The organism is Streptomyces sp. JLBJ103 (genome assembly GCF_058215575.1).
In genome coordinates this window covers 6,727,730-6,753,157 of record NZ_CM177089.1, presented here as the reverse complement: position 1 = coordinate 6,753,157, position 25,428 = coordinate 6,727,730, and the positions used below count along the sequence as shown (strand labels likewise).

The following is a 25,428-nucleotide window of genomic DNA, read 5'->3' as shown; positions in this document are numbered from 1 at the left end:
TCGAGTCGGTGTTGGTAGGTCAGGCCACGTCACCCCGAAGCCAGCCGCCCCCTCTTACTGAAGACAGAAGACGAGCGCGCCGGCCGCCACGGCCCGAGCCCGCGCTTCGGTCGACGACCGAAGCGCGGTCAGGTCAGCGATGAATGCCGCGTCGTCGGAACTAGCCTCGCGCTTTCGCGAGTGTGGGTGTCCGAGGCTTGATCAAATAAGCGAGGAGTGCCGCTGGCCTAGGACGATGGGACTTGTCTAGGGTCCTGTTCGTCGCAGAGAAAGCTGCACTCCTCAGGTGAAGAAGCGTATCGGGTCGTATCCGCGTGTGCATGTCGAGGGGGTGGCCGTGGCATGGTGGGGCAGGCCGGATCTGTGCTGCTGGTGGAGACATCTCGCAAGAGCGGCCTGGACGTGGCGATATCGGCGGCGTTGGCGCCGTGGCGCAAGCCGCGTGCAGTACACGATCCGGGCAAGATCCTGCTGGATGTCGCCCTGGCGGTGGCGCTGGGTGGGGACTGCCTGGCCGATGTGGGCATGTTGCGGGCCGAGCCGGCCGTGTTCGGGCCGGTGGCCTGCGACCCCACGGTCTCCCGGCTGATCAGCAAGCTGGCGTCGGGCGGACAGCGGGTCCTGGCCGCGCTGCGGGACCGCCCGTGCCGAAGTACGCGAACACGTATGGCGGTTGGCCGGTGAAGCAGCACCGGACCCGGGCGGGCAGGTGATCGTGGACATCGACGGCGTCCTCGTCCTGGCGCACTCCGAGAAGCAGGACGCCGCCGCGACCTGAAGAAGACGTTCGGGCACCACCCACTGATGGGGTTCGTCGACCACGGCCGCGGCGGGTCCGGCGAACCGGTCGTGGGCATGCTGCGACCCGGCAACGCGGGATCCAACACCGCCGCGGACCACATCGAGGCCACCAAGCCGGCCCTGGCCCAGCTGCCGAAGCGGTTGCGGCGCGGCCGGCAGACACTCATCCGTACCGACTCCGGCGGCGGCACCCACGAGTTCGTCGCCTGGCTCGCCCAGCGCGGAAGGTGGCTGTCGTACTCGGTCGGCATGACCATCACCGACGCCATCCACCAGACCGTCCTGAAGGTCCCGGCCTCGGCGTGGACACCGGCCGTGGAACCCGACGGCGACATCCACGACGGCGACTGGGTCGCCGAACTCGCCGGCGACTGCTTGACGGGCCGGCCGAAAGGGCTGCGGCTGATCGTGCGCAAGGAACGGCCGCACCCCGGCGCCCAACTCCGCTTCACCGATGCCGACGGCATGCGGCTGACCTGCTTTGCCACCAACACCAACAACGTTGCGACCGCGGCTCTGGAGCTGCGACACCGCCAGCGGACCAGAGCCGAGGACCGCATACGCGCCGCACGGGCCACCGGCCTGCGCAACCTTCCCCTGCACGACGCCGCGCAGAACCAGCTCTGGCTGGAGACCGTCCAGGTCGCTCTGGACCTGCTGGCCTGGATGCCAATGCTTGCCCTCACCGGCACCGCCCGCCGGTGGGAGCCCCGCCGACTGCGCCTGCGGCTGTTCTCCGCCGCCGCTCAGCTCGTCACCACCGGCCGCCGCCGCATCCTCCGCCTGGCACAGCACTGACCCTGGACCGACGTGATCACCAACGCCCTCGCCCGGCTCGATGCCCTCCCAAACCCTGGCTGACCAGCAGCGTCCCGCCCCTACGAGCAGCACCACCTCGGAACCGTGGAACCCGACGCCCACCCGACGCGACAGCCGGGCCATCAACCTGCCCGCAAGCGGAAATCTCCGCTCTGGACAAGCGGAGAGTTTCCGTCAGCAAGCTGACAGACCCCCATACAAGATCGAGGCTAGAGGGCGTCTGAAAAGCTGGTCGGCGGGCAAGTGAAGCGGAAACTTACGGCCGGAGTACTGGAAGTAGGTCCACCTCGCCAACCAATGAGACAGATTGCCGCTCTCTGAAGATCAATCATGCCGCTTTGATCGGGATCCCCCGAAGGCCCCGCAGCGTGAAGTCGGGGCCGAATTCGATTTCGCCCGCGATCTCGTACTCCGGCAACTTGTCCAGCAGCCGATTCAACCAAATGCGCATCTCCATCCGAGCCATATGAATTCCAAGGCAAATGTGAGGCCCGAAACCAAAGCCAATATGTGCTTTACGGAGACGGAAGATGTCGAAGGAGTGTGGGTTGTCCCAGCGAGCGGGATCGCGATTCGCGCAACCCAGAAGAGCCACGACTGCGGAACCCTCGGGGATCGTAAAACCCTCGACCTGCGACTCGTCGCTACAGGCAAAGCGCAAAACCGACTGCGTGAGAGTCGACCAGCGGTGGACTTCCTCGAGCGCGGCCGGAACAAGCGACCTGTCGGCGACCAGCGCGCGACGTTGGTCAGGATGGCGTCCCAGCGCATACAACATCATCGCCATCACCTGCGCCGTACTCTCATTCGCCGCAACCGTCAGCATCGTCCCGTTTGCCAATATTTCCCGATCAGGCATGGACGGCGCGAAATCGTCGAACACCATCTGGGCCATAAGCGATCCATCACTCACACCCAGCGCACGGTGCTTTTCGATGAGGCCGGCGATGTACGAGTTCAAAGCAACTGCTGCCGCAGCGCCGTCGGCGATAATCTCTTGACCCCTCGGAGTCGGGTCCAGCCGTGCGCCGAGAACCGCCGCCGTTGCGTCACTCCATTTGATGAAGTCTTCGTACACATCCTCTTCGGCGCCCAGCAATTGGGCAGTGACAACAGTGGGGATAATCCGCGTCATCCCCGCGAGAGCGTCGAGAGATTCGCCGGAGCGAAGGCGTTCAACGAATTGATCCACGTATACGTCCACAACGCGATGTATCCGCGCCGCCCAGTCAGCTTCGACAGCCCTGCGCTCGAATCCTGGCTCCCAAATTCTGCGGACCGTCTGATGCCGTGCACCATCAGTGCCGAGAAAAGTCGGTCCGCCGAACGCTTTCTCCATCTCCGGGAGCACGTTTGCAGAGTTGAAATGGCGGATGTCACCAAGCACTCGCGCGCAGTTGTGATGCGACGTGATCATGTACTGATCGTGATGAGAGTTATAGACAACCGGCCCCAAGGCTCGCCATGCAGCCATGGTCTCATAGGGGTCCTGCACGAAGTCAGGATCAAGCATGTTCAGGTCCACGGTAGGACATTCCGCCACTGCAGAGTTCATTGCACGTCCTCTCCCTGATCGGGATCGATATCACCGGGCGTCATTGCGGCCAACACGTGTTCAGCGGGAACGTTATAGCGGTGGGCATCAATCGTGTGTAGCTGGGACAAGCGGATGAGCTCATCTTTGTCAGTCGCCTCGATGAGACCTCCGCACATCGGGCAGCTCACTTCAAGTCCGACGTCCATGGCCGCACCCCATTTCCGGTTCGTCGCTGAACAGACCCTGGCGTTCCGCCGTGACGCCTCATGAATGACCTCGACTCTGGGATGCCACATCGACGCGCAGCGGTCGAGTGCGTTCGGAACGGAAGCCGAAGAGCACACGCCTCACACAGTCGGCTATCTCGGCGACGTGCTCGTGTATGAAGAAATGGCCTCCGGTCAGGACCTTTATCTCGAAGGATCCCGCTGCATGTCCTCGCCAAGCACTCGCTTCCTCGAGCGACACGCTCGGATCGCGATCGCCGGTTATTGCCATGATCGGCACGTTCAACATCGTCTCTGTTGTTGGCGCACGATAAGCCTCGACTGCCCGATAATCGCCACGGATAACGGGAAGGATCACGCGTCTCATCTCGTCATCGTCGAGAAGAGCCGAGTCGGTTCCACCCAGCGATCGAAGGTTGGCAATGATACTGTCATCATCGGCCGCATGAGAATCCTCATCACGATGACACGACGGGGCGCGGCGCCCAGACGCGAACAATGCGAGCGGCGCGCGTCGCTTATCTCGCTGGAAGCGACGCGCTACCTCGAACGCCACCACCGAACCCATGCTGTGGCCGAAGAATGCGAGTGGCCGCGTTTCCCACGGGATCAACGCCTCACAAATCTCATCGGCGAGCTGACCAATGTCCTCGATCAAAGGCTCGTGACGACGGTCCTGTCGCCCTGGATACTGGACTCCGAGCACCGATATATCCGGTTCGAGCGAGTTTGCCAGCGAGCGAAAATACCCGGCGGAACCGCCCGCGAACGGAAAGCAAATGAGGTGTACTTGACCGCGCTGAGGTGAACTTCGCAGCGGCCTGATCCATGATCCGCCACTCGTGGTTGATGCGTGCACGTTCCTTCTTTCTCGGGCCACGCGACCGGCAATACTTCTGATCGCCGAGAATTGGAATCTAAAGCAATCGATGCACGACCACGTGGTCAGCACCGGCCGCGGGGAGTCCTGCGATCCGACACGCGATGGCAGCCTCAGACCGTGGCTGTCCAGGTCTACTGATCGAATGGGCTCTGCCCTGCCGGAAATTCGAAAGTACCGACTTCCGGTCTGGTCAACGGGATCACTTTGCGACTGGAGAACTTCCAGACCCCATCCTCGCGAACGTATTCATCCTTGTAGTACGCGGTAGCCCGAGAAATACCGCCGGCCCGTACATCACCCTGGGCGAAGACATGGCAGTTACCAGACGCTCGGGATTCGAGAATCTCGTTGATGACATGGTTGACCGTCATGTGGCAAAGATTCTCCATCTGTCCGTAGATATCGGCTTCGAAGTGATGCCGGATCTCGTCCTTCCCCGTGAACTTTCCCAGCCCGAAGCCTTCTTCGTCGAAAACCGGGCTGTCGTCGCTCCACAGCTCCATCAAAGAATCGAACTGGCGAGTATCGAGTCGATACGCATATTTGGCCGTCAACTCAATGATATCGAGTCGATCGACCATGAGAGAGAATGCGTTCTCCGCCATCATGAGAAAGCCTCCGGTAACTTGTTCGCGCCCCTGAGACGCTGACAGAATTTCGGTTGACCAATGAGCGACGTCTTATTCGTGGATCGGCACCAGCTCCTATCGCATTTTATTGGGAAGCATCATTCCAGCGTCCACGGGAAGAGTGATTCCAGTAATGTGACGCGCCTCTTCCGACGCCAGATAGACCACGGCGTCGCTGACCCCTTGCGAGTCCAGCCAGCCGGTGGGCAACGCGCTCATGTCTTTCATCACTTCGTTTGCGTCCTCCGGTGTCGGATCGGAGACTTCGGGCAGGTAGATTTTTCGCATCGGAGCATTGTTGACCATCGGCGTGTCGACATTTCCGGGATTGACCGAATTCACGCGTATGTTGTGTGGTGCCAGCTCTGCTGCCAAGGCACGCATCAACCCGACCACGCCGTGCTTGGATGCGGTGTAGTGCGCCATGGTCGGCACGCCAATCAACCCCGCTGTCGAGCTGATGAAGACCAGTGATCCGCCTTCATTCCGTTCGATCATGTGGGGAATCACCGCTTTGACGGTTTTCCACGATCCTGTCAGATTGACGTCGATAATTTCTTGCCAGGCTTCATCGGTAAGTTCCCATGAGAACCCGAAGCTGGACATTCCAGCATTTGCGCACACGACGTCGATATGACCGAACTCAGCTATCGCCTCATCGACGACACCCTGCAATTCGTTGAAGTTGCGCGTATCCGCCCGGCGTGCAAGGATCCGCCGGCCCAGCTGTTCGACCAGTTGCGTCGTCGAGGCAAGATCTTGACCGTTCGCTCCTGGATACGGCGCGGTTTCGAGGTCTGTGCACAGGTCAACAGCTACGATGTCTGCCCCTTCTTGGGCAAGTCGCACCGCATGCGAACGTCCCATTCCACGCGCAGCGCCAGTAACCAATGCGACTTTCCCGGCGACCCGGCCCATTTCTCAACCTCCACGTCAGAAAACAGAAGTGTCCAATTCGCGGCGAAAGAAATACCCTGAATATTGAACCTTGAGTACCCTCACCTCATCGCGGCACCGCGGGATCGTTCACTCAGCAGAGGCGAACATAATCAGTTTCACGTCGGCTCCTTCCACCTTACCCAGATCGTAAGGGCGCCAGGCCATGAAACCTGTTTGGCCGAGGTACCGGCCACTGGTACCCACACTCGGATAGTAAGCCCAGTCCCCTGACAGGAGTGAGCCGAGATCGATCCAACCGGCAACCCGGATCGTTCCGGACCCGTCCTCGAAGACGACTTCGTTGGTCAGATAAGCCATGAACTGCTTGTCGGATTCTCGCTGATAGAGAATCTTGTAGCCACCTGAGGTGGTGGCCACTTTTTCACCGGACTTGGTGAACAGGGCGTGCTCGTAGCTACCACCCTGGCCAACCTGGATGTCCTGAAAGTCCTCGATGTCAGTGGTGGCACTGATCGTTGTCTCGACCAGTTCCTCGTAGCTGTTGATCACGGTTTCGACCCCTTCTTGATTGAGTTTTTCAGGCCTTGCGGTAGACGTCTTTGAGCACGATCTTCCCGTCGCTCAGGATGAAGAGGTCAACACCACGATTGACCACCTTTCCGTCATCGGTCTCCACGGTCCACCGAACCAGCCCCATGTTCTCGCCGAACATGATCGGCGATTCGAACTTCCCGTCGACCCCAGAGGCGACCATCTTTTCGCGCATCGCGTTCATACTGGTGATCAGATCGCCGATCTGATCCTTGGTGTGGACCGTCCCGAGTCCGTCTCCGTCGGGCGTGATCCACTCCCCGTCATCGGCAAAACATTCGACGGCGGTCTCGATGTCGCCGGCACCCGAGCTCTTGAAGAATCGGTCGATCACTTCTGCTGACATGGGTCCGCTCCGTTCTCGTCGTTGACGGATGTTCATGAATCATGCGTGCAGCCTGACCGGTAGCCGCTCCAGACCACGGAACTGCAAGGTGTAACGCCAGGTGAGTCGTTCCAGTGGCTCGGCCGCCTCCCACTGCGGGAACCTGTCCAACAGCCGGGCCAGCACGATTTCGCCTTCCAGTCGTGCCAGCGGCGCGCCGACACAATGATGGATACCGTGACCGAAGGCCAGGTGCGTAGCAGCATTACGGCGAATGTCCAGCCGGTCCGGCTCCGCGAACCGATCCGGGTCTCGATTCGCCGAGGACAGCGCCAGAAACACCACTTCGCCGGCGGGGATAAGAGTATCGCCGACCTCCACCGGTTCGGTGGTGTAGCGCAATGTAGAAAGGTTCAACGGGCTTTCATAACGCAGGAATTCCTCCACTGCGTTCGGTATGAGAGTGGCATCCCCGCGCAATAGCTCCAACTGTTCGGGATGCTTCAGCAGAGCGTACACCGAGCTGCTGATCAAGTTCGCGGTGGTCTCGTACCCCGCGTTCATCATCAGGAAGATGGTGGAAAGCAGTTCGGACTCTTCGAACCGCTCCTCGTTGTCCGGATCGATCATCGCGTTGATCAGGTCGTCTGCGCCGTCATGACTGCTCGCTTTCTGGGCAACCAGGGTCCGGAAGTAGTCGAGTGACGCCATGTAGGCCTGATACTTCTCCGACGGCTCCGAGTCGACGCTGGTCAGCGCGCGGTTCCACCGACGAAGATCGTGGTGGGCGGCGCGAGGTACGCCGAGCAACTCGCCGATCACCGCAATGGGGATGGCCATCGCCACCGACTCCACCAGGTCGATCTCGGCTCCCGTCGGGACCGAATCAAGTAGCTCGTCGGTGAGTTCCTCGATGCGCGGCCGCAGATTCAGTGTCCGGCGCATCGTGAAAACCCTACTGAACATCCGCCGCAACCGCGAGTGTTGCGGCGGATCGCTGAACAGCATGCTGTCCGACGTGATCGACGCGCCCGAGACCTCCTCCGTGCTGTGCTTGGCGATGATCGGTGCGGCACCCCCGGCCGCCTTCGAGAGTCTGGGATCGGCGAGCAGCCGACGCACATCGCTGTATTCGGTGACCAGCCACGAACGCAGACCTGTGCTCAATGTCTTGATGACGAGCCGCCGAGGACCCGTCCCGGCGCGCATCTCCTGGTAAGTCAGGTACGGGTCCTGGATGAAGTCCCAGTTCAACAGGTCGGCCTCGGCTGTCTCGGTGCCGGAGGTGTAGGGCTTCGTGGAGTCAGTCATGAGGGGGCGTCCCTTGTGCTCAAGTGGCGAAACGAGGGAATCAACTGGTCTGGACTGGTCTCGATTCACTGGCTGGGACCGCCCAATTCTCGATTGATGAAGTCGAACAGTTCGTTGTCGTCGGCGTTCGCGATGAGCTGGCTCTGCTCGGAATGGCCGCCTTGATCGGCGAGCGCGGCGGCCATCTTCTGGACTCGCCGCAGCACCTGGTTCTTGGCCGCCTCGTCGATGCCGTCGTCTGCCGTCACTGCCGAGAGCACCTCCTCCAGCCGGTCGAGCTCGGCCAGCGCGGACTCGGCCTGGTCGGCGTCCGCGCCGAACATCGCCGTCCGCAGGTGGTCACGGAGCGCCAGCAAGGTCGGGTGGTCATAGGTGAGGGTCACCGGCAGCGTCAGCCCGGCCGCCGCGACGAGCCGGTTGCGCAGCTCGACCGCGGCGAGGGAGTCGAAACCCAGTTCGACGAACGCCTTGGTCGGCGACAGGGCCTCGGTCGAGCTGTGACCGAGCGCCTCGGCCACCTGCGCCTGCACCAACTCCATTAGCACGGCGTCACGTTCGGCGCCGTCCAGAGCGTCCAGCCGCGCCCAGGACCGGGACCCGCCGTTCGGCTCGGCGAGCCGATCCCCCGCGACGGCCACCGGGAACGCCGCCCGGTACTCGGGCAGGTCACTGATGACCGTGCACTTGACGGTGCCTGCGGTCGCCTTGATGAATCGGGTCCAGTCTACGTGCGTCATGGCGATGTAGGTCTCGTCGTGGTCCAGTGCTCGCCGCAGTCCGGCCAGCGACTGGCCGGGATCCATCGGGTGCAGACCCCGACGGCTCGCCCGGTCGGTCGCGCCGGTGTCGTCGGCCATGCCTCCGCCGGCCAGCAGGCCCCAGCCGATCGTCGTGGCCGGCAGACCGCGCGCCCGCCGGTGGTGGGCCAGGGCGTTGAGGAAGGCGTTCCCTGCCGCGTAGTGCGACTGGCCGGGTGAGCCGATGAGGCCGGCGGCCGAGGAGAACAGCACGAAGGCCGAGAGGTCCAGGTCCTGGGTCAGCTCGTGGAGGTTCCACGCTCCCTCCACCTTGGGCCGTAGCACGTTGTTCAGCCTGTCGAGAGTCAGCTCGGTGATGACGCCGTCGTTGGCCACCCCCGCGCTGTGGAACACGGCGGTCAACGGCAGGTCGTGGGGAAGGTTCGCGAGCAAGGCCTTCACCTCGCCCCGGTCGGCGACGTCGCAGGCGGCGATGGTCACCGAGGAGCCCAGGGCGGTGAGGTCGGCTTCGAGCTCGATGGCGCCCGGCGCTTCACGCCCCCGGCGGGAAGTGAGCACGAGGTGAGGCGCGCCCTGCTCGGCCAGCCAGCGCGCGGTGCGGGCGCCCAGGCCGGTGAGGCCGCCGGTGACCAACACACTGCCCGAAGGTCGCCATTTCCGACGAGGCGGCTCATCCGGGTCGGCGCGGACCAGCCGGCCGCCCAGAACGGCGCCGTCCCGCAGCGCTGCTTGCTCCCCGGTGCCACCGTCACCCAGCAGGCGGATCAGCCCGGCCGCCGAGGCGTCGTCGGGGGTGACCGGCAGGTCGACCATACCGCCCCAGCGGTCGGGGCGTTCCAGTGCGAGGGTCCGTCCGAAACCCCACAGCAGGGCTTGGTCGGGATGGTCGAGGTCGTCGCCGGGGACGACGTTCACCGCGCCCTGGGTGAGACACCACAGGGGCGCGTCGATCTCGCGGTCCTCCAACGCCTGGACCAGGCTCACCGTGGCGGCCAGACCGACCGGCACGCCCGGGTGTCCCGGGACGCGGGACTGCTCCACCGCCAGCAACGAGACCACCCCGGCGAGCGGCGGCTCGCCGAGCCGGGTCGCCAGCGCGGCCCGATCCAGCTCGTGCTCGCCGACCTCCAGGCCACGGACCTCGGCCCCGGCGGCGGTCATCGCCGCTTCGATCGGCGCGACCCAGGCATCGTCGCGGTGGCCGGTGGGCACCACCAGCAACCAGGTGCCGGTGAGCGTGTCCTCGGGCCGGGTCGGCACGGGCCGCCAGCTCAACCGGTACCGCCAGCTGTCCACCACCGTCTTCTCACGCCGGCCGAGGCGCCACCGGGTCAGTGCGGGCAGCACGGCGCCGAGGCCGTCCCGTTCCTCGGTGTCCAGCTCGGCGCTCAGCGCGTCGAGGTCGCCCTGTTCCACCAATCCCCAGAACCGGCTGTCCACGGCGTCCGGGTCGGCTGTTGTCGTGGCCGGTGTCTCCGGCGTGTCCGGCCAGTAGCGCGTGTGTTGGAACGCGTACGTCGGCAGCGGGGTCTGGCCCGCGCCGGCCGCGGGGAACAGAGCCGGCCAGTCGACCTCGACCCCGGTGGCGAACAGGGTGCTCAGTCCGGCGAGCACGGATTCGGTCTCGGGACGGCCTCGCCGGAGGCTTGGCACGGCGACGACATCACCACCTGTCACGCATTCGCGGACCAGACCGGTCAGGGTCGCGTCCGGCCCCAGCTCCAGGAAGCGGGTCGCCCCGCCGGCCCGGAGTTCGGAGACCGTGTCGGCGAACCGCACCGCGTTCCGGACGTGCTGGACCCAGTACTCGGGGGTGGCCACTTCGCTGCTGGTCATCGGTATCCGCGGTGGCTGGAACTCCAGACCGTCGAGCGCGGCCCGGAAGTCCGCGAGCATGGGGTCCATGAGCGGGGAGTGGAACGCGTGGCTGACGGCCAGTTGCTTCGTGCGGTGTCCGGCGTCGCGGAGGCGTTGTCCGATCTCGCTGACGGCGAGTTCGGTGCCGGAGATGACCACCGACTCCGGGGTGTTGACCGCGGCGATCGATACCGCGGCGCCCTGCTCGGCCACTAGCGGCGCCACCACGTCCTCACCGGCGTTGACGGACATCATGATCCCGCCCGGTGCGAGCCCCTGCATGAGCCGGGCCCGCGCGGTGACCAACGCGCAGGCATCGGTCAGCGACAGCACGCCCGACACGTGGGCGGCGGTGATCTCGCCGACGGAATGGCCGGTGACGAAGTCGGGCCGGATGCCCCAGGACTCGAACAGCCGGAAGAGGGCCACTTCGATCGCGAACAGCGCGGGCTGGGCGAACTCGGTGGTGTTCAGCCGGGCCTCGCCCTCATCGAAGATCATGTCCCGCAGCGACGGGTCCAAAGCCGCGCACACCTCGTCGAACGCCGCCGCGAAAACCGGGAAATCGCGGTGGAGTTCCCGGCCCATCCCACCTCGTTGTGACCCCTGGCCGGTGAAGACAACGGCCAGACCACCGCTGCCGGCCACACCGGTGGCCTCCGCGCCAGGTGCGGCGGTGTCGTCGGCGAACGCCGCGAGTCGCTCGCGCAGTTGCTCGCGGTCGGCAGCGAGCACCACCGCCCTGTGATCGTGCATCGCGCGGTCGGTCACCAGCGACCGCGCGACGTCGGCCAGCGTCAATTCGGGCCGGTCGGTCACGTGGGCGTGGAGGCGCGCCGCCTGGGCGTGCAGGGCTGCCGGCCCCCGGGCCGACAACACCACCGGCTGCACCCGCCTGCTCGCGGAGCCCTCGTTCGGGGCCGGCGCCGTCGGCGGCGTGCGGAAATCCTCGGGCGGTTGTTCCAGGATGATGTGCGCGTTGGTTCCACTGAGGCTGAACGCGGACACGCCCGCCCGCCGCGGATGGCCCTGTTCGGGCCAGTCACGGGCCCGGTCCAGCAGTGCCACCCCACCGGAGGACCAATCGGCCTCAGGGGACGGGGTCTCGGCGTGGAGCGTCCGGGGCAACAGACCGTGCCGCATCGCCATGATCATCTTGATTGTTCCGGCGGCGCCGGCGGCGGCCTGCGAATGCCCGATGTTCGATTTGATCGAACCCAGCCACAGTGGGGTGTCGGACTCACGTTCGCGTCCGTAGGTGGCCAACAGGGCCTGCGCCTCGATGGGATCGCCGAGCCGGGTCCCGGTGCCGTGTCCCTCCACCACGTCGACCTCGCTCGCCGTCAGGCCAGCATTGGCCAGCGCGGCGCGGATGACCCGTTGCTGCGACGGGCCGTTGGGCGCGGTGAGGCCGTTCGAGGCGCCGTCCTGGTTGACCGCCGAGCCGGCCAGGACAGCCAGCACGCGATGGTGGTTGCGGCGGGCCTCGGAGAGTCGCTCCAGCACGAGCAGGCCCACGCCCTCGGCCCAACCGGTGCCGTCCGCTCCGGCACCGAAGGCCCGGCACCGACCGTCCGGGGACAAGCCCCGCTGCCGCGCCATCTCCACGAACATGGCGGGGGTGGCCATCGTGGCGACCCCGCCGGCCAGCGCCAGCGAGCACTCGCCGGAGCGCAGCGCCTGGGCCGCCAGGTGCATGGCCACGAGCGAGGACGAACACGCCGTGTCGATGGAGACGGACGGCCCCTCGAATCCGAACTCGTAGGACAACCGCCCGGAGATGATGCTGGCCGCGTTGCCGGTCAGCACCCGGCCGCCGAAGTCACCGGAGTCGCGGGTCAGCAGTGCGGGGTAGTCGCTCCCGTTCGCACCCACGAACACCCCGACCGGGCCGCCGCGCAGGACGGAGGGGACGATGCCGGCGTTCTCGAACGACTCCCAGGCCGTCTCCAGCAACAACCGCTGCTGTGGGTCGATGGCGATGGCCTCGCGCGGCGAGATGCCGAAGAAGTCGGAGTCGAACTCGGCCAGGTGGTTGAGGAACCCGCCCCCCTGGGAGTACGTCGTGCCGACCTGGTCGGGATCCGGGTCGTAGAGGCCGGCCAGATCCCAGCCGCGGTCGACCGGGAAGCCGGTGATCCCGTCGCGGCCCTCGGCCACCAGCCTCCACAGTTCGTCCGGCGAGTTCACCTCGCCCGGGTACCGGCAGGCCATGCCGACGATCACGATCGGGTCGTCACCGATCGCGGTGACGGGCCCGGCCGGAGTGACGTCGACGGTGTCGACCTCGTCGCCCACCAGCTCGGACCTGACGAATGCGGCCAGCGCCTCAGGGGTGGGGTGGTCGAACACCAGCGTCGCCGGCAGCCGCAGCCCGGTGGCCGTGTTGAGCCGGTTGCGCAGTTCGACCGCGGTGAGCGAGTCGAACCCGACGTCGTGGAAGGCGCGGGTCATGTCGACCGAGGCGCCGCTCGGGTGGCCGAGCACGGCGGCGACCTGCTCGCGCACCAGTTCGCCGATGGCCTTCACCTGGTCGGCCACGGAGGAACCGGCCAGTCGCACCGCCTCCCGTCCCGCCACCGACGATGTTGCCGCGCGCCGGGCCGGACGCCGCACCAGGCCACGCAGCAGGGCGGGCACCGTGCCGGCCGACCGCACAGCGGCCAGGTCGAGGCGAGCGGCCATCACGTTCGGGCGAGCCAAATCGGCCGCTTTGCCCAGCAACTCGAGGCCCTGGGCGGTCGCCATCGGCAGCATCCCGCCCCGCCCCATGCGAGCCACGTCGGTCTCGTTGAGGTTCTCGGTCATACCGCTGCTCTCGCCCCACCAGCCCCAGCTGATCGAGACCGCGGGGAGGCCCTGCCGGTGTCGCTCGACGGCCAGCGCGTCGAGGAAGGCGTTGGCGGCGGCGTAGTTGGCCTGGCCCGGTGCTCCGAAGGCCGTGGCGGAGGAGGAGAACAGCACGAACGCGGAGAGGTCCAGCTCCCGGGTCAGTTCGTGCAGGTGCCAGGCACCGTCGACCTTGGGGGCCAGCACCGCGTCGACCCGGTCGGTGGTCAGGGAGTCGAACACGCCGTCGTCCAGCACTCCGGCGCAGTGCAGCACCGCGGTGAGCGGGAACTCGGGCTCCACCGAGCGCACCAGGGCCGCGACCTGCCCGCCGTCGGCGACATCGCAGGCGACGACGCGCACCGCGGCGCCGAGCTCCGCCAGCTCGGCAGCAAGCCGGACGGTCCGGGGCGAGTTGTCGCCCTGTCGGGAGGTCAGCAACACATGTCGCACGTGGTGGTCGGTGACGAGGTATCGAGCCACGTGCCCTGCGAGCGCACCCGAGGCACCGGTGATCAGTACGGTTCCAGCCGACCACGAGGTGGCTTGCACGGGGTCGGTGGTTCCCAGGCGGGCCAGCCGCCGGGCCCGGAGCACGCCGCCGCGCACCGAGACCTCCGGCTCACCCGATTCCACGGCCGCGTGCAGCGCCGCGGTGGTGGTCGCGTCGGCGCCACCCTCGACGAGGACAATGCGGTCGGGGTTCTCCGACTGTGCCGAGCGCAGCAGGCCCCGCACGGCCGCGCCGGTCAGGCTGTCGGTCGTCACCACCACCAGCCGCGAGGACTCCCAGGCGGGATCGGCCAGCCACGTCTGCACCGAGCGCAGCACGCTGTTCACCGCCGCGTGGACGTCGGCGGTGACGGCGAGCCCCTGCCCCGGTACCGACACCGCCACGAGGGCCGGAACCTCGGCTACCTCGTCCCGCCCGGACATCAGCTCCGCGAGCTTGAGCGGGCCATCCAGCACGGTGGCCTCGGAGCGGGGCGCGATGTCGTCGACCCGGCCACACTCGACCCAACTGATCTCGAACAGCGAGTCGTCGCGGGACGCGGCGGCGCGGAGCTGGTCGGCGGACACCGAGCGTGAGGACAGCGCCGCCACACTGAAGACGGGAGCGCCGGTGTCGTCGAAGGCGTCCAGGGCGACCGTGTCGGTGGCCACCGGTCGGACCCGGATGCGCAGCGCGGTGGCGCCCGAGGCGAACAGCCGCGCTCCGGCCCAGGAGAACGGCACCAGACCCTGGGGGGTGTCGGAGGTGAGGGCCCGGAGCACGCCGCCGTGCAGACCGGCATCCAGCAACGCCGGGTGAACGCCGAAGCGCTCGGCGTCGGTCCCGCTCGGCGGCAACGCCACCTCGGTGTAGAGCTCCGCACCGCGCCGCCAGCAGGCCACCAGCCCCTGGAACGTCGGCCCGTAGTCGTGGCCCGCCTCGGCGAACAGGTCGTACGCGTCGTCGACGTCGACGACGTCGGCTCCCCGCGGCGGCCATTCGGTGAGCGGATCGGGTTCCGGCAGGCTCCCCGTGCCGGACACCGTTCCGGTGGCGTGCCGTGTCCAGGGGGTGTCGTCGGCGTCGCCGTCGGGGCGGGCGGAGATCGTGATCTTCCGACGGCCCCCCTCGTCGGCCGCTTCCACCAGAATCTGCAGCGCGACCGAGCCCGCCGCAGCGATCAGCAGGGGCGCCTCGATCATCAGCTCGTCGAGCACGGTGCAGCCGACCTGCTCGGCCGCCCGCAGCGCCACGTCCACGAAGGCGGTGCCGGGTAGCAGGGCCTGCTCGAACAGCACGTGCTCCCCCAGCCAAGGCTGGGTCTGCGGCGCCAGCCGGCCGGTCAGCAGCACGGCCTCGCCGTCGGCGAACTCCACGCCGGCCAACAGCAGTGGATGGTCGAGCGGGTCGAGGCCCACCGCGGCGAGATCGGCCGGCGGCTCGGGGATGTCGAGCCAGTACCGCTGGTGCTGGAACGCGTACGTGGGAAGCGGGGTGTGCCGAGCTCCGGTGCCGTCGAACAGGGCCGGCCAGTCGACCTCCACTCCGGCGGCGAACAACGTGCCGAGTGCGGTGAGCACCGTGTCGGCTTCGTCGCGGTGCCGACGCAGGCTGGGGACTGCGACGACGTCCGGCTCGACGAGACACTCGCGGATCGCGCCGGTCAACGGCGCGTCGGGGCCGATCTCGAGGAACCGGGTGACGCCGGCGCCGTGCAGTTCGGACACCGTGTCGGCGAACCGCACCGTGTCTCGCACGTGCCGCACCCAGTACTCCGGGTCCGTCACCTCCTCGCCGCCCACCATCGGAATGCGGGGCGGCTGGAATGCCAGGCCATGGACCAGGGCGCGGAACTCGTCGAGCATCGGGTCCATGAGCGGCGAATGGAACGCATGGCTGACGACGAGCTGTTTCGTGCGGTATCCGTCCTCGGTCAGGCGCCGCACGATCTCGGTGACGGCCGGCTCGAGCCCCGAGAGCACCACCGAACCGGGGGTGTTGACCGCCGCGATCGACACCGATTCGGCGTACTGCGCGACCAGCGGGGTGACCACCTGCTCGCCGGCGGTCACCGAGACCATCACACCGCCCGGGTCGAGCCGCGCCATCAGCCGGCCACGCTCCGACACCAGCCGGCACGCATCCGGCAGCGACAGCACGCCGGCGACGTGCGCAGCCGCGATCTCGCCCACCGAATGACCGGTGAGGAAGTCCGGCCGGACACCCCAGGACTCGAACAGCCGGAACAGCGCGACCTCGACCGCGAAGAGCGCCGGTTGGGCGATCTCCGTGGCGTCGAGCCGATTCTCCCCGTCGCCGAGGATGGCCGCCCGGACGGCAGGATCCAGCTGATCGCACGCCTGGTCCAACGCGGCCGCGAAGACCGGGAACTGCCGGTGCAGTTCCGAGCCCATGCCGGGGTGCTGCGCGCCCTGACCGGTGCACACCATCGCCAGCGGGCCCCGCCGGGCCACATCGGCGACGGCCCCGGCTCCGTCGCCCCCGTGCGCGTACTCCGCCAACCGCTCCAGGGCCTGCGCGCGGTCGGAGGCGAGCAGTACCGCCCGGTGGTCGTGGCCGGCCCGGTCGGCCACCAGGGAGTAGGCGACGTCCGCCAACGCCACGTCGGACCGGTCGCGCAGGGAGGAGCACAGTCGATCCGCCTGACCCCGCAGGGCCGCAGGCCCGCGAGCCGTCAGCACGAGCGGCCACACCGGCAGGGTCGCCGCGGGAGGCGGGGCCGGGGCGGTGAACTCGGCCGGGGGCTGTTCCAGGATGACGTGTGCGTTGGTCCCGCTGACGCCGAAGGAGGACACCCCCACCCGGCGGGGCCGGCCACGATCCGGCCACTCCCGAGCCCGGTCGAGCAGCGCGATCGCGCCCGACGACCAGTCGACCTGCGGCGACGGGGTCTCCGCGAACAGGGTCTTGGGCATGATCCCGTGCCGCATCGCCATGATCATCTTGATCGTGCCGGCGATGCCCGCCGCCGCCTGGGTGTGACCGATGTTCGACTTGATCGACCCCAGCCAGAGCGGCGCGTCCTTGGTGTGCTCGCTGCCGTAGGTGGCCAGCAACGCCTGGGCCTCGATCGGATCGCCCAGCCGGGTCCCCGTGCCGTGTCCCTCGACGACGTCCACGTCGGAGGCGGACAACCCGGCGCTGGCCAGGGCCTGGCGGATCACCCGTTGCTGGGACGGACCGTTGGGGGCGGTCAGCCCGTTCGACGCGCCGTCCTGGTTCAGCGCCGAGCCGGCCAGCAGTGCCAGCACCTGGTGTCCGTTGCGCCGCGCGTCGGACAGCCGCTCCAGTACTACCAGGCCCGCGCCTTCGGACCAGCCGGTGCCGTCCGCGTCCGCGCCGTACGCCCGGCACCGACCGTCCGCAGCGTTCGCGCGCAGCCGGCTGTACTCCACGTACAGGTCGGGCGTCGCCATCACCGTCACGCCGCCGGCCAGCGCGAGCGAGCACTCCCCCGACCGCAGCGCCTGCGCCGCCAAGTGCATGCTGACCAGCGATGACGAGCACGCCGTGTCCACCGTCACAGCGGGGCCCTCGAAGCCGAACTCATAGGCGACCCGGCCCGACGCGATGCTCCCGGCGCTGCCGTTGCCCAGGTAGCCCTCGAGCTCCTCGGGCTTGGTGTGCAGCCGCGAGCCGTAGTCGTGGTACATCAGCCCGACGAACACGCCGGTCGGGCCGCCACGCAGCGAGGTGGGATCGATGCCCGCGTTCTCGAGGGACTCCCAGGCCGTTTCCAGCAACAGCCGCTGCTGCGGGTCGATCGTGATTGCCTCGCGCGGCGAGATGCCGAAGAACTCGGGGTCGAACTGGTCGGCGTCGTGCAGGAAGCCCCCCTCACGGGTGTAGGTGGTCCCGGGATGATCGGGGTCCGGGTGGTAGAGCTCGGCCAGGTTCCAGCCCCGGTCGGTGGGGAAGGCGCCGATCACGTCCCGGCCCTCGGCGACGACGTCCCAGAGCTCGTCGGGCGAACTCACCCCACCCGGGAAGCGGCAGGCCATGCCCACGATCGCGATCGGGTCGTCTCCGGTCCTGGCCGCGGTCGCGCTGACGGCCGGCCGGGCCGGGGCGGCCGCCTCGCCGCCGATCTCGCCCCGCACGAACTCGATCAGGGCGGCCGGGGAGGGGTAGTCGAAGATCAGTGTGGCCGGCAACCGCAGCCCGGTGGCCGTGTTGAGCCGGTTGCGCAGCTCCACCGCGGTCAGTGAGTCGAACCCCAGAGCGGTGAAGGGCTGCCGGTCGTCGATGGCGTTGCTTGCGGAGTGCCCGAGCACGGCCGCGGCATGGGTGCGCACCAGCTCGGCGACGACCTGGTCGCGCTCGGCTGGCTCCAGTGCCGCCAGGCCCTCGCGAGGTCCGGCCCCTCCGGCCAGGTGGGGTTCGACGACCCGCCGCGCCGGACGGCGCACCAGCCCGCGCAGCAGTCCCGGGACCGTGGCCGCGGTGGACAGGCCGGCGAGGTCGAACGGGGCGGCGATGACCCGGCCCTGTCGGCGGGCGGCCGCGTCGAACAGGGTGAGACCGAAGTCGTTGTCCACCGGGCGGATGCCGGTGCGGGCCATCCGGGCCCGGTCCTGGGTTCCGAGGTGGCTGCCCATCCCACTGGCCTCGGCCCACCACCCCCAGGCGATCGACACCGCCGGTAGGCCGAGTGTCCGCCGGTGCTCGGCCAGCTCGTCGCAGAACGCGTTGGCCGCCGCGTAGTTCGCCTGGCCGGCGGCGCCGAACGCCGACGCGGCCGAGGAGAACAGCACGAACGCCGACAGCTCGGCGTCCTGGGTGGCCTCGTGCAGGTGCCAGGCACCGTCCACCTTGGGCCGCAGCACCGCATCGACCCGGTCGGGGGTCAGTGAACCCACGGTCGCGTCGTCGAGCACACCCGCGCAGTGCACCACGGCGCTGAGCGGGAACTCCGGCGGCACCGAGCCGACGAGGTCCATCACCTCTTGGCGAACGGCGAGGTCACACGCGACCATCCGCACCGAGGCACCCGCCTCGGTCAGCCGCTCGACCAGCTCATCGGCACGCGGAGCGGCCGGACCCCGCCGCGACACCAGCACCAGCCGTCGCACCCCGCACTCGGCCACGAGGTGCTCGGCCACCAACCCGGCCAACACGCCGGACGCCCCGGTCAGCAGCACGGTCCCCGTGCCCCACACCGAAGACCGCTCGTCCGGCGCCGGCCCGGCGGGCTCCGGGAGCGCCTCGGCGGCGACCCTGTTCAGGCGGGGCGACCACAGCCGTCCGTCGCGAACCGACACCTCCGGCTCACCCGATTCGACCGCGGCGCGGGCGAGCGCCTCCACCGACCGCGCCCCGGCCGGCTCCGGATCGGCGAACGCCTGCTCGACGAGAACCACCCGCTCCGGGTTCTCCGACTGTGCGGAGCGCACCAGACCACCGACCGCCGCACCCACGAGTCCGCCGTCGGTCACCACGACCAGTCGCGACCGCTCCCACCGGGCATCGGCGAGCCAGTCCTGCAGCACCCGCAACGTGCCGTTCACCGCGGTGTGCACCGAGTCGACCGTCGACTCGGGTGCCCGGCGGCCGGGAACGCGCAGCACCACCAGCTCGGGCAGCGGCGCGCCACCGTCCACCGCCGAGCCGAGCGCGGCCAGGTCGGGGTGGAACCACGCATCGACCGTGTGCCCGTCCTCCGACGGCGCGGCCTGCGCCGGATCGGACGGCACCACCCAGCCGATCGGTCCTTCGACGCTCGCCCCCGAACCGGCCTCGGCCGGTCCGCACTGCACCCAGCCGAGCCCGAACAGCGCGTCGCGGTGTGCGGTGTCGACGTCGCGCAGTTGCTCGGCGGAAACCTCCCGGGCGACCAGTGAGTCCACCCTCAGTACCGGGCGACCGGTGCTGTCGAACCCGTCCACCGACCACGAGGATGGCCCCGTCGGGGAGAACACGAGCCGCAGTGCCGCGGCGCCCGAGGCGAGCAGCCGCACCCCGGACCACAAGAACGGCGCTCGCACGCCGGGGTTGTCCGGGTCAGCCCCCCGCGAGTCGAGCTGGTCCAACGCCAGGCTGTGCTGACCGGTGTCCATCAGGGCCGGGTGCAGGCCGAAACGCACCGCATCGGCCGCGAGTCCCTCGGGCAGCTCCGCCTCGGCGAAGACCTGGTCACCCATCCGCCAGGCCCGGCGCAGCCCGGTGAAGGCGGAGCCGTAGTGGTAACCGAGCGCGCTGAGCCGCTCGTACGATCCGGCGACGTCCAGTTCGGTTGCCCCGGTCGGCGGCCAGGTCACGTCTGTCGGCCACGGCGCCGGCTCCGGACTGTCGCCGGGCACCGCGCTCCCCCACGCGTGCCGCGTCCACGAGGCACCCACGGCCTCGCCGGGTTCCGCCGACTGGGAGTAGACCTCGACGGTGCGGCGGCCGTCGCCGTCGAGAGCCCCGACGAGCACTTGGACCAGCACGTCGTGCTGGCTCGGCAGGATCAGCGGCGCCTCGATGGTCAGCTCCTCCAGCCCGCCGAGGCCCGCCTCATCGGCTGCGCGGATCGCCAGCTCGAGGAACGCCGTACCGGGCAGCAGCGGTCGATCGAAAAGCGCGTGGTCGACGAGCCACGGGTGAGCGTGCGGCGAGAGCCGGCTGGTGAACAGGAAGCCGGCGTCACCCGCCAGAGTCATTTTCGCCCCGAGCAGAGGGTGATCGACCTGTTCGAGGCCGCTGGCGGCCAGGTCGCCGGGCGCGGACGCCGACGCAGTCGGCCAGTAGCGCTGCCGCTGGAAGGCGTAGGTCGGCAGGTCGACCCGCCGCGCCCCGGTGCCGGCGAAGGCCGCGGACCAGTCCACGGTGAGCCCGGCCCGCCACGCGGCAGCCACCGATCGCAGGAACATCTCCGGGTCGCTCTCGCCGCGGCGGAGGGTCGTCAGCACGGTCGCCTCGACGCCGCGCTCCTCGGCGGTCTCCTCGATCGCGGGAGCCAGCAGCGGGTGCGGGGCCACCTCCAGCAGCACGCGGTACCCGTCGGCCAGCAGCACGGCGGCGGTGTCGTGGAACCGTACCGGCTGCACGAGGTTGGTGAACCAGTACCGGCCGTCGAGCTCGTCGCCCTCCACCCGGCGGGCGAACGTCGTGGAGTAGTACGGCACCGAGGCGGTGGCCGGGCGGATGTCGCTCAGGAGCGCGAGGAGCTCGTCCTCGACCACCGCCATGTCCGGGGAGTGCGTCGGGTAGTCCATCGGGATGGGACGCGCGCGGACACCGGCGGCCTCGTACTCGGCCCGCAGCGCGGCGACTCGGTCGAGCGGACCGGTCACGACGACCGATCGCGGACCGTTGATCGCGCTGACGTGCACGTCGGTCAGCCGTGCGACCTGGTCGCGCACCTGCTCGACCGGCAGCCCGACCCAGAGCGTGGCGTACCCGGTCACCTGGCCGGACACGCGCGCCCGCGCGGTCAGGACCCGGGCCGCGTCGGCGAGGGTGAGGATGCCGGCGATGTGCGCGGCCGCGACCTCTCCCACGGAGTGCGCGATGATCGCGGAGGGCACCACCCCTCGGGAGATCCACAACCGGGCGAGCGAGACCATGACCGCGAACAGCATCGGCTGGACCTGCTCGGCGTGCTCGAGGTCCACGCCGTCCGCGCCGGCCAGAAGATCGCGCAGGGTGTGGCCGTGCCAATCCACGTACGGCGCGAGCGCCGCCTCGCACTCCGCCATGGACGCGGCGAAGACCGGCGAGGAGTCCCACAGCCGCAGGGCCATCCCGACGTACTGCCCGCCCTGCCCCGGGAACACGAACACCGGATCGGTGTTGCCGGAGCTGACGGGTCCGGTGACCGGGGTGGTGCCTGCCACCAGGTCATCCAGCCCGGACAGGAGTTCGGTGAGGTCAGCGCCGAGCACCACGGCCCGGTGATCCAGCGAGGAGCGGGTGCTGGCCAGTGAGAACGCCACGTCGGCCAGCTCCGCCGGGCCGGTGGCCCCGAGTGTCAGGAGGTGCTCGCGCAACCGCACCGCCTGACCACGCAGCGCGGCTTCGCCGCGGCCGCTGAGCAGCAGCGGCAGCACCTGCGGCGCGTGGGACCGATCCGCCGGTTCGACCTCGGGTTCAGTGTCCGGAGCCTGCTCCATGATGACGTGCGCGTTGGTCCCGCTCGCCCCGAACGACGACACCGCTGCCCGTCGGGGACGCCCGGTCGTCGGCCACGGCCGGGCGTCGCCGAGCAGCCGGACCGTTCCGCTCTCCCAGTCGACGTGCTCCGAGCGCCGGTCCACGTGCAGGGTCTTCGGCAGCACACCGTGCCGGATCGCCGTGATCATCTTGATGACGCTGCCGACCCCGGCCGCTGCCTGGGAGTGGCCGATGTTGGACTTGAGCGAGCCCAGCCAGAGGGGCTCACCCTCCCCTCGGTGCCGGCCGTACACGACCTGCAGCGCCTTGATCTCGATGGGGTCGCCGAGCACCGTGCCGGTGCCGTGCCCGTCCACCGCGTCCACCTCGTCGGGGCGCACGCCGGCGTTGGCCAGTGCCTGTCGAAGGACCCGCTGCTGGGCAAGGCCGTTGGGCGCGGTGAGGCCGTTGGAGGCACCGTCCTGGTTGATCGCCGAGCCACGGAGCACGGCCAGCACGGAGTGGCCGTTCCGGCGGGCATCGGAGAGCCGCTCCAGCACCAACAGGCCGGCGCCCTCGGCGAAACCGGTCCCATCGGCGCCCGCGCCGAACGCCTTGCAACGACCGTCGGCGGACAGCCCTTGCTTGTCGAACTCCTGCAGGTCGACCGGGGTCGCCATGACGGTGGCCCCGCCGGCCAGTGCCAGCGCGCACTCCCCGGAACGCAGCGCCTGCGCGGCCAGGTGCATCGCCACCAGCGAGGACGAGCAGGCCGTGTCGACCGTCAACGCCGGCCCCTCCAGGCCGAACTGGTAGGAGACCCGCCCGGCGAGCACCGCGGCGGAAGTCCCGGTGAGCAGGTAACCGTCGGCCAGCTCGGCGCTGCCGCGGAGCAGGTCCGCGTAGTCCTGGTCACTGGTGCCGGCGAACACACCGGTCTGGCTGCCCCGCACCGACTTCGGGTCGATCCCGGCCCGCTCCAACGCTTCCCAGGTCAGTTCCAGCAACAGCCGCTGCTGCGGGTCCATCGAGGCCGCCTCGCGCGGCGAGATCCCGAAGAACCGCGCGTCGAACTGCGCCACGTCGTCGAGGAAGCCACCGCCACGCACGTGGGTGGCGCCCTGACGCATCGAATCCGGGTGCAGCAAGGTGTCGAGGTCCCAGCCTCGGTCGGTCGGCAGCCCCGACACCGCGTCGCGCCCGCCGTCCACCAGCTCCCACAGCTGCTCCGGCGAGCCGACCCCACCCGGGTAGCGGCAGGCCATGCCGACCACGACGATCGGGTCGTCGGCGAACGCGGCAAGGGGGACGGCCGTGCCGGGTTCCTCGTCAGTCGCGTCGGTCACCAGTCCGACCAGGTACGACGCAAGGGCCGCGGGGGTGGGGTAGTCGAAGGCCACGGTGCCGGCCAGCCCGAGATCGAGCGCCGCGTTCAGCCGATCCCGCAGCTCCACCGCCGCGAGCGAGCTGAAGCCCAGGTCCTGGAAAGTGCTCTCGAGGTCGACATCGGCCGGCGAGTCGAGGCCAAGCACCAAGGCGACCGAGGTCCGCAACAGATCGTTCACGACGCGACGCTGGTCCACGACGGCCAGCACGTCCGTGACCCGGGCGTCGGTGCTCGGCTCGGGCGTGGCGGCCGAAGGTGGGTCCGAGGGAGCCGGGGCGACGGAGCCGTCGCGCGGCAGCCAGTGCCGATGCCTCTGGAAGGCGTAGGTCGGCAGGTCGACCCGCCGGCTCTCGTCGGGGAACAGCGCCGCCCAGCTCACCTCGCCGCCGCCGGTGAAGAGGCGAGCGACCGCGTCGAGCAGGGCAACGGCCTCGGGCCGGTCACGGCGGGACGCGGCCACCGCCGTCACCCGCCGGTCGGTGGACAGGCATTCCCGGACCATGGCCGAGAGCACCGCGTCCGGTCCCAGCTCCAAAAAGCGGGTGACACCTCGCTCGTGCAGGGTGGCCACCCCGTCGGCGAAACGCACCTGCTCGCGTGCCTGCCGGACCCAGTACTCGGGCTCGCCGAGCGTGGCCGCATCGGCCAGGGCACCGGTGAGGGTGGACACCACCGGGATGTCGGGCGCGCCGAAGGTGAGTCCGGCGACGACGGCCCGGAAGTCCTCGAGCACCGGGTCCATCAGTGGCGAGTGGAACGCGTGGCTGGTCGTGAGCCGACGGGTCCGGTACCCGGCCGCGGCCAACTGGGCCACGACCTCTGCCACCGGTTCCTCCGCACCGGACACCACGACCGAGTCAGGGCTGTTCACCGCGGCCACGGACACCCCGTCCGCGGCCGCGACCAGCGGGGCCACCACATCCGGGGCGGCGTTCACCGCGACCATGGCACCGCCGTCGGGCAGCGCCTGCATCAACCGGCCGCGCGCCACGACCATGCGACCGGCGTCGGCAAGGGACAGCACGCCGGCCACGTGCGCGGCACTGATCTCGCCGATCGAGTGACCGGCGACGAACTCGGGCCGGATGCCCCACGACTGGACGAGCCGGAACAGTGCGACCTCGAAGCAGAACAGCGCCGGCTGGGCGAATTCGGTGCGGTCCAGCAGTGGACCACCCTCCCACATCAGCTCACGCAGCGATCGGCCCAGCAGCTCGTCGACCACTCCGCAGACCTCGTCCAGCGCCGCGTCGAACACCGGGTACCGCGCCGCCAGCTCTCGCCCCATTCCGGCGCGCTGGGCACCCTGGCCGGTGAAGACCATCGCCAGGCGGCCTTCCCTCGCCCGATCGACGTGCACCGCGGGACTGTCCGTGCCGGCGGCCAGTGCGGACAGACCGGCCAGCAGGGCCGCCCTGTCCTCGGCGACCACCACGGCACGGTCAGCCAGCACGGCGCGGGTGGTGACCAGGCTTCGTCCGACGTCGGCCGACTCCAGCTCCGGGTGGCGCTCGACGAAGGAGCGCAGCTCCTCGGCCTGACCGCGCAGCGCGGCGGCGCCCCGGCCGGTCACCACGAACGGCCACGGACCGGTGCGGGCCCGCCCCGTCGGCACGGACGCGGCCTCGACCGGGTCATCGGGAGCCTGCTCCAGGATGACGTGCGCGTTGGTCCCGCTGATCCCGAACGACGACACCGCGACACGCCGGGGACGGCCCCGGTCGGGCCACTGCCGCTGGTCGGTGAGCAGCCGGACCGTCCCCGCCGACCAGTCCACGTGGGAGGTCGGCCGCTGGGCGTGCAGCGTCCTGGGCAACTCCCCGTGGCGCATGGCCAAAACCATCTTGATCACGCCGCCGACGCCGGCCGCCGCCTGCGAGTGTCCGATGTTCGACTTCAGCGATCCGATCCACAACGGCGTGTCCACCGTTCGCTCCCGGCCGTAGGTGTCCAGCAGGGCCCGGGCCTCGATCGGGTCGCCCAGCCT

Annotated in this window: 9 protein-coding genes and 1 pseudogene (1 of these 10 running past the window's edge); 1 reads left to right on the top strand and 9 read right to left on the bottom strand. The window is 69.0% G+C overall.

The annotated features are described in order from the left end of the window. Nucleotides 1-286 precede the first annotated feature (286 nt). Nucleotides 287-1,662 (top strand): annotated as a pseudogene (locus AC4BEG_RS29715) (IS1380 family transposase). A gap of 286 nt (nt 1,663-1,948) precedes the next feature. Here the strand turns inward: AC4BEG_RS29715 and AC4BEG_RS29710 are convergent. The 9 genes from AC4BEG_RS29710 to AC4BEG_RS29670 form a co-directional block, all read right to left on the bottom strand. Then, the gene (locus tag AC4BEG_RS29710; RefSeq protein WP_490702772.1) at nt 1,949-3,145 is read right to left on the bottom strand and encodes a cytochrome P450; all 1,197 of its coding nucleotides are present in this window, start codon (nt 3,143-3,145) and stop codon (nt 1,949-1,951) included. 26 nt (nt 3,146-3,171) lie between these two features. After that, nucleotides 3,172-3,363, bottom strand: a complete 192-nt coding sequence (locus AC4BEG_RS29705) for a hypothetical protein (protein ID WP_490702771.1) — start codon at nt 3,361-3,363, stop codon at nt 3,172-3,174. Nucleotides 3,364-3,421: 58 nt separating this feature from the next. Further along, nucleotides 3,422-4,243, bottom strand: a complete 822-nt coding sequence (locus AC4BEG_RS29700; protein WP_490702770.1) for a thioesterase II family protein — start codon at nt 4,241-4,243, stop codon at nt 3,422-3,424. 155 nt (nt 4,244-4,398) lie between these two features. Continuing rightward, complete coding sequence (locus AC4BEG_RS29695; protein WP_490702769.1) at nt 4,399-4,875, bottom strand: nuclear transport factor 2 family protein; 477 nt, start codon at nt 4,873-4,875, stop codon at nt 4,399-4,401. A 96-nt stretch (nt 4,876-4,971) separates the two neighbouring features. Further along, nucleotides 4,972-5,814: a mycofactocin-coupled SDR family oxidoreductase gene (locus AC4BEG_RS29690; RefSeq protein ID WP_490702768.1), complete on the bottom strand. Its 843-nt coding sequence runs from the start codon at nt 5,812-5,814 to the stop codon at nt 4,972-4,974. Nucleotides 5,815-5,922: 108 nt separating this feature from the next. Then, a complete protein-coding gene (locus AC4BEG_RS29685) occupies nt 5,923-6,345 on the bottom strand; it encodes an allene oxide cyclase barrel-like domain-containing protein (RefSeq protein WP_490702767.1) in 423 nt (140 codons plus the stop codon). A 28-nt stretch (nt 6,346-6,373) separates the two neighbouring features. Beyond that, nucleotides 6,374-6,733, bottom strand: a complete 360-nt coding sequence (locus AC4BEG_RS29680) for a nuclear transport factor 2 family protein (RefSeq protein WP_362437366.1) — start codon at nt 6,731-6,733, stop codon at nt 6,374-6,376. A 39-nt stretch (nt 6,734-6,772) separates the two neighbouring features. After that, nucleotides 6,773-8,023: a cytochrome P450 family protein gene (locus AC4BEG_RS29675; RefSeq protein ID WP_490702766.1), complete on the bottom strand. Its 1,251-nt coding sequence runs from the start codon at nt 8,021-8,023 to the stop codon at nt 6,773-6,775. Between the two features lie 65 nt (nt 8,024-8,088). Further along, nucleotides 8,089-25,428 carry the 3' portion of a type I polyketide synthase gene (locus AC4BEG_RS29670; protein WP_490702765.1) on the bottom strand. Its footprint extends 1,038 nt past the window's final position, so the window shows 17,340 of its 18,378 coding nt (coding positions 1,039-18,378); its start codon lies beyond the right edge, outside the window — the gene reads right to left on this strand; its stop codon occupies nt 8,089-8,091.

Bases quoted from the DNA above. Each gene is read 5' to 3' on its own strand.
- AC4BEG_RS29680 (WP_362437366.1), bottom strand. From the start codon at position 6,733: ATGTCAGCAGAAGTGATCGACCGATTCTTCAAGAGCTCGGGTGCCGGC.
- AC4BEG_RS29695 (WP_490702769.1), bottom strand. From the start codon at position 4,875: ATGATGGCGGAGAACGCATTCTCTCTCATGGTCGATCGACTCGATATC.
- AC4BEG_RS29675 (WP_490702766.1), bottom strand. From the start codon at position 8,023: ATGACTGACTCCACGAAGCCCTACACCTCCGGCACCGAGACAGCCGAG.
- AC4BEG_RS29705 (WP_490702771.1), bottom strand. From the start codon at position 3,363: ATGGACGTCGGACTTGAAGTGAGCTGCCCGATGTGCGGAGGTCTCATC.
- AC4BEG_RS29690 (WP_490702768.1), bottom strand. From the start codon at position 5,814: ATGGGCCGGGTCGCCGGGAAAGTCGCATTGGTTACTGGCGCTGCGCGT.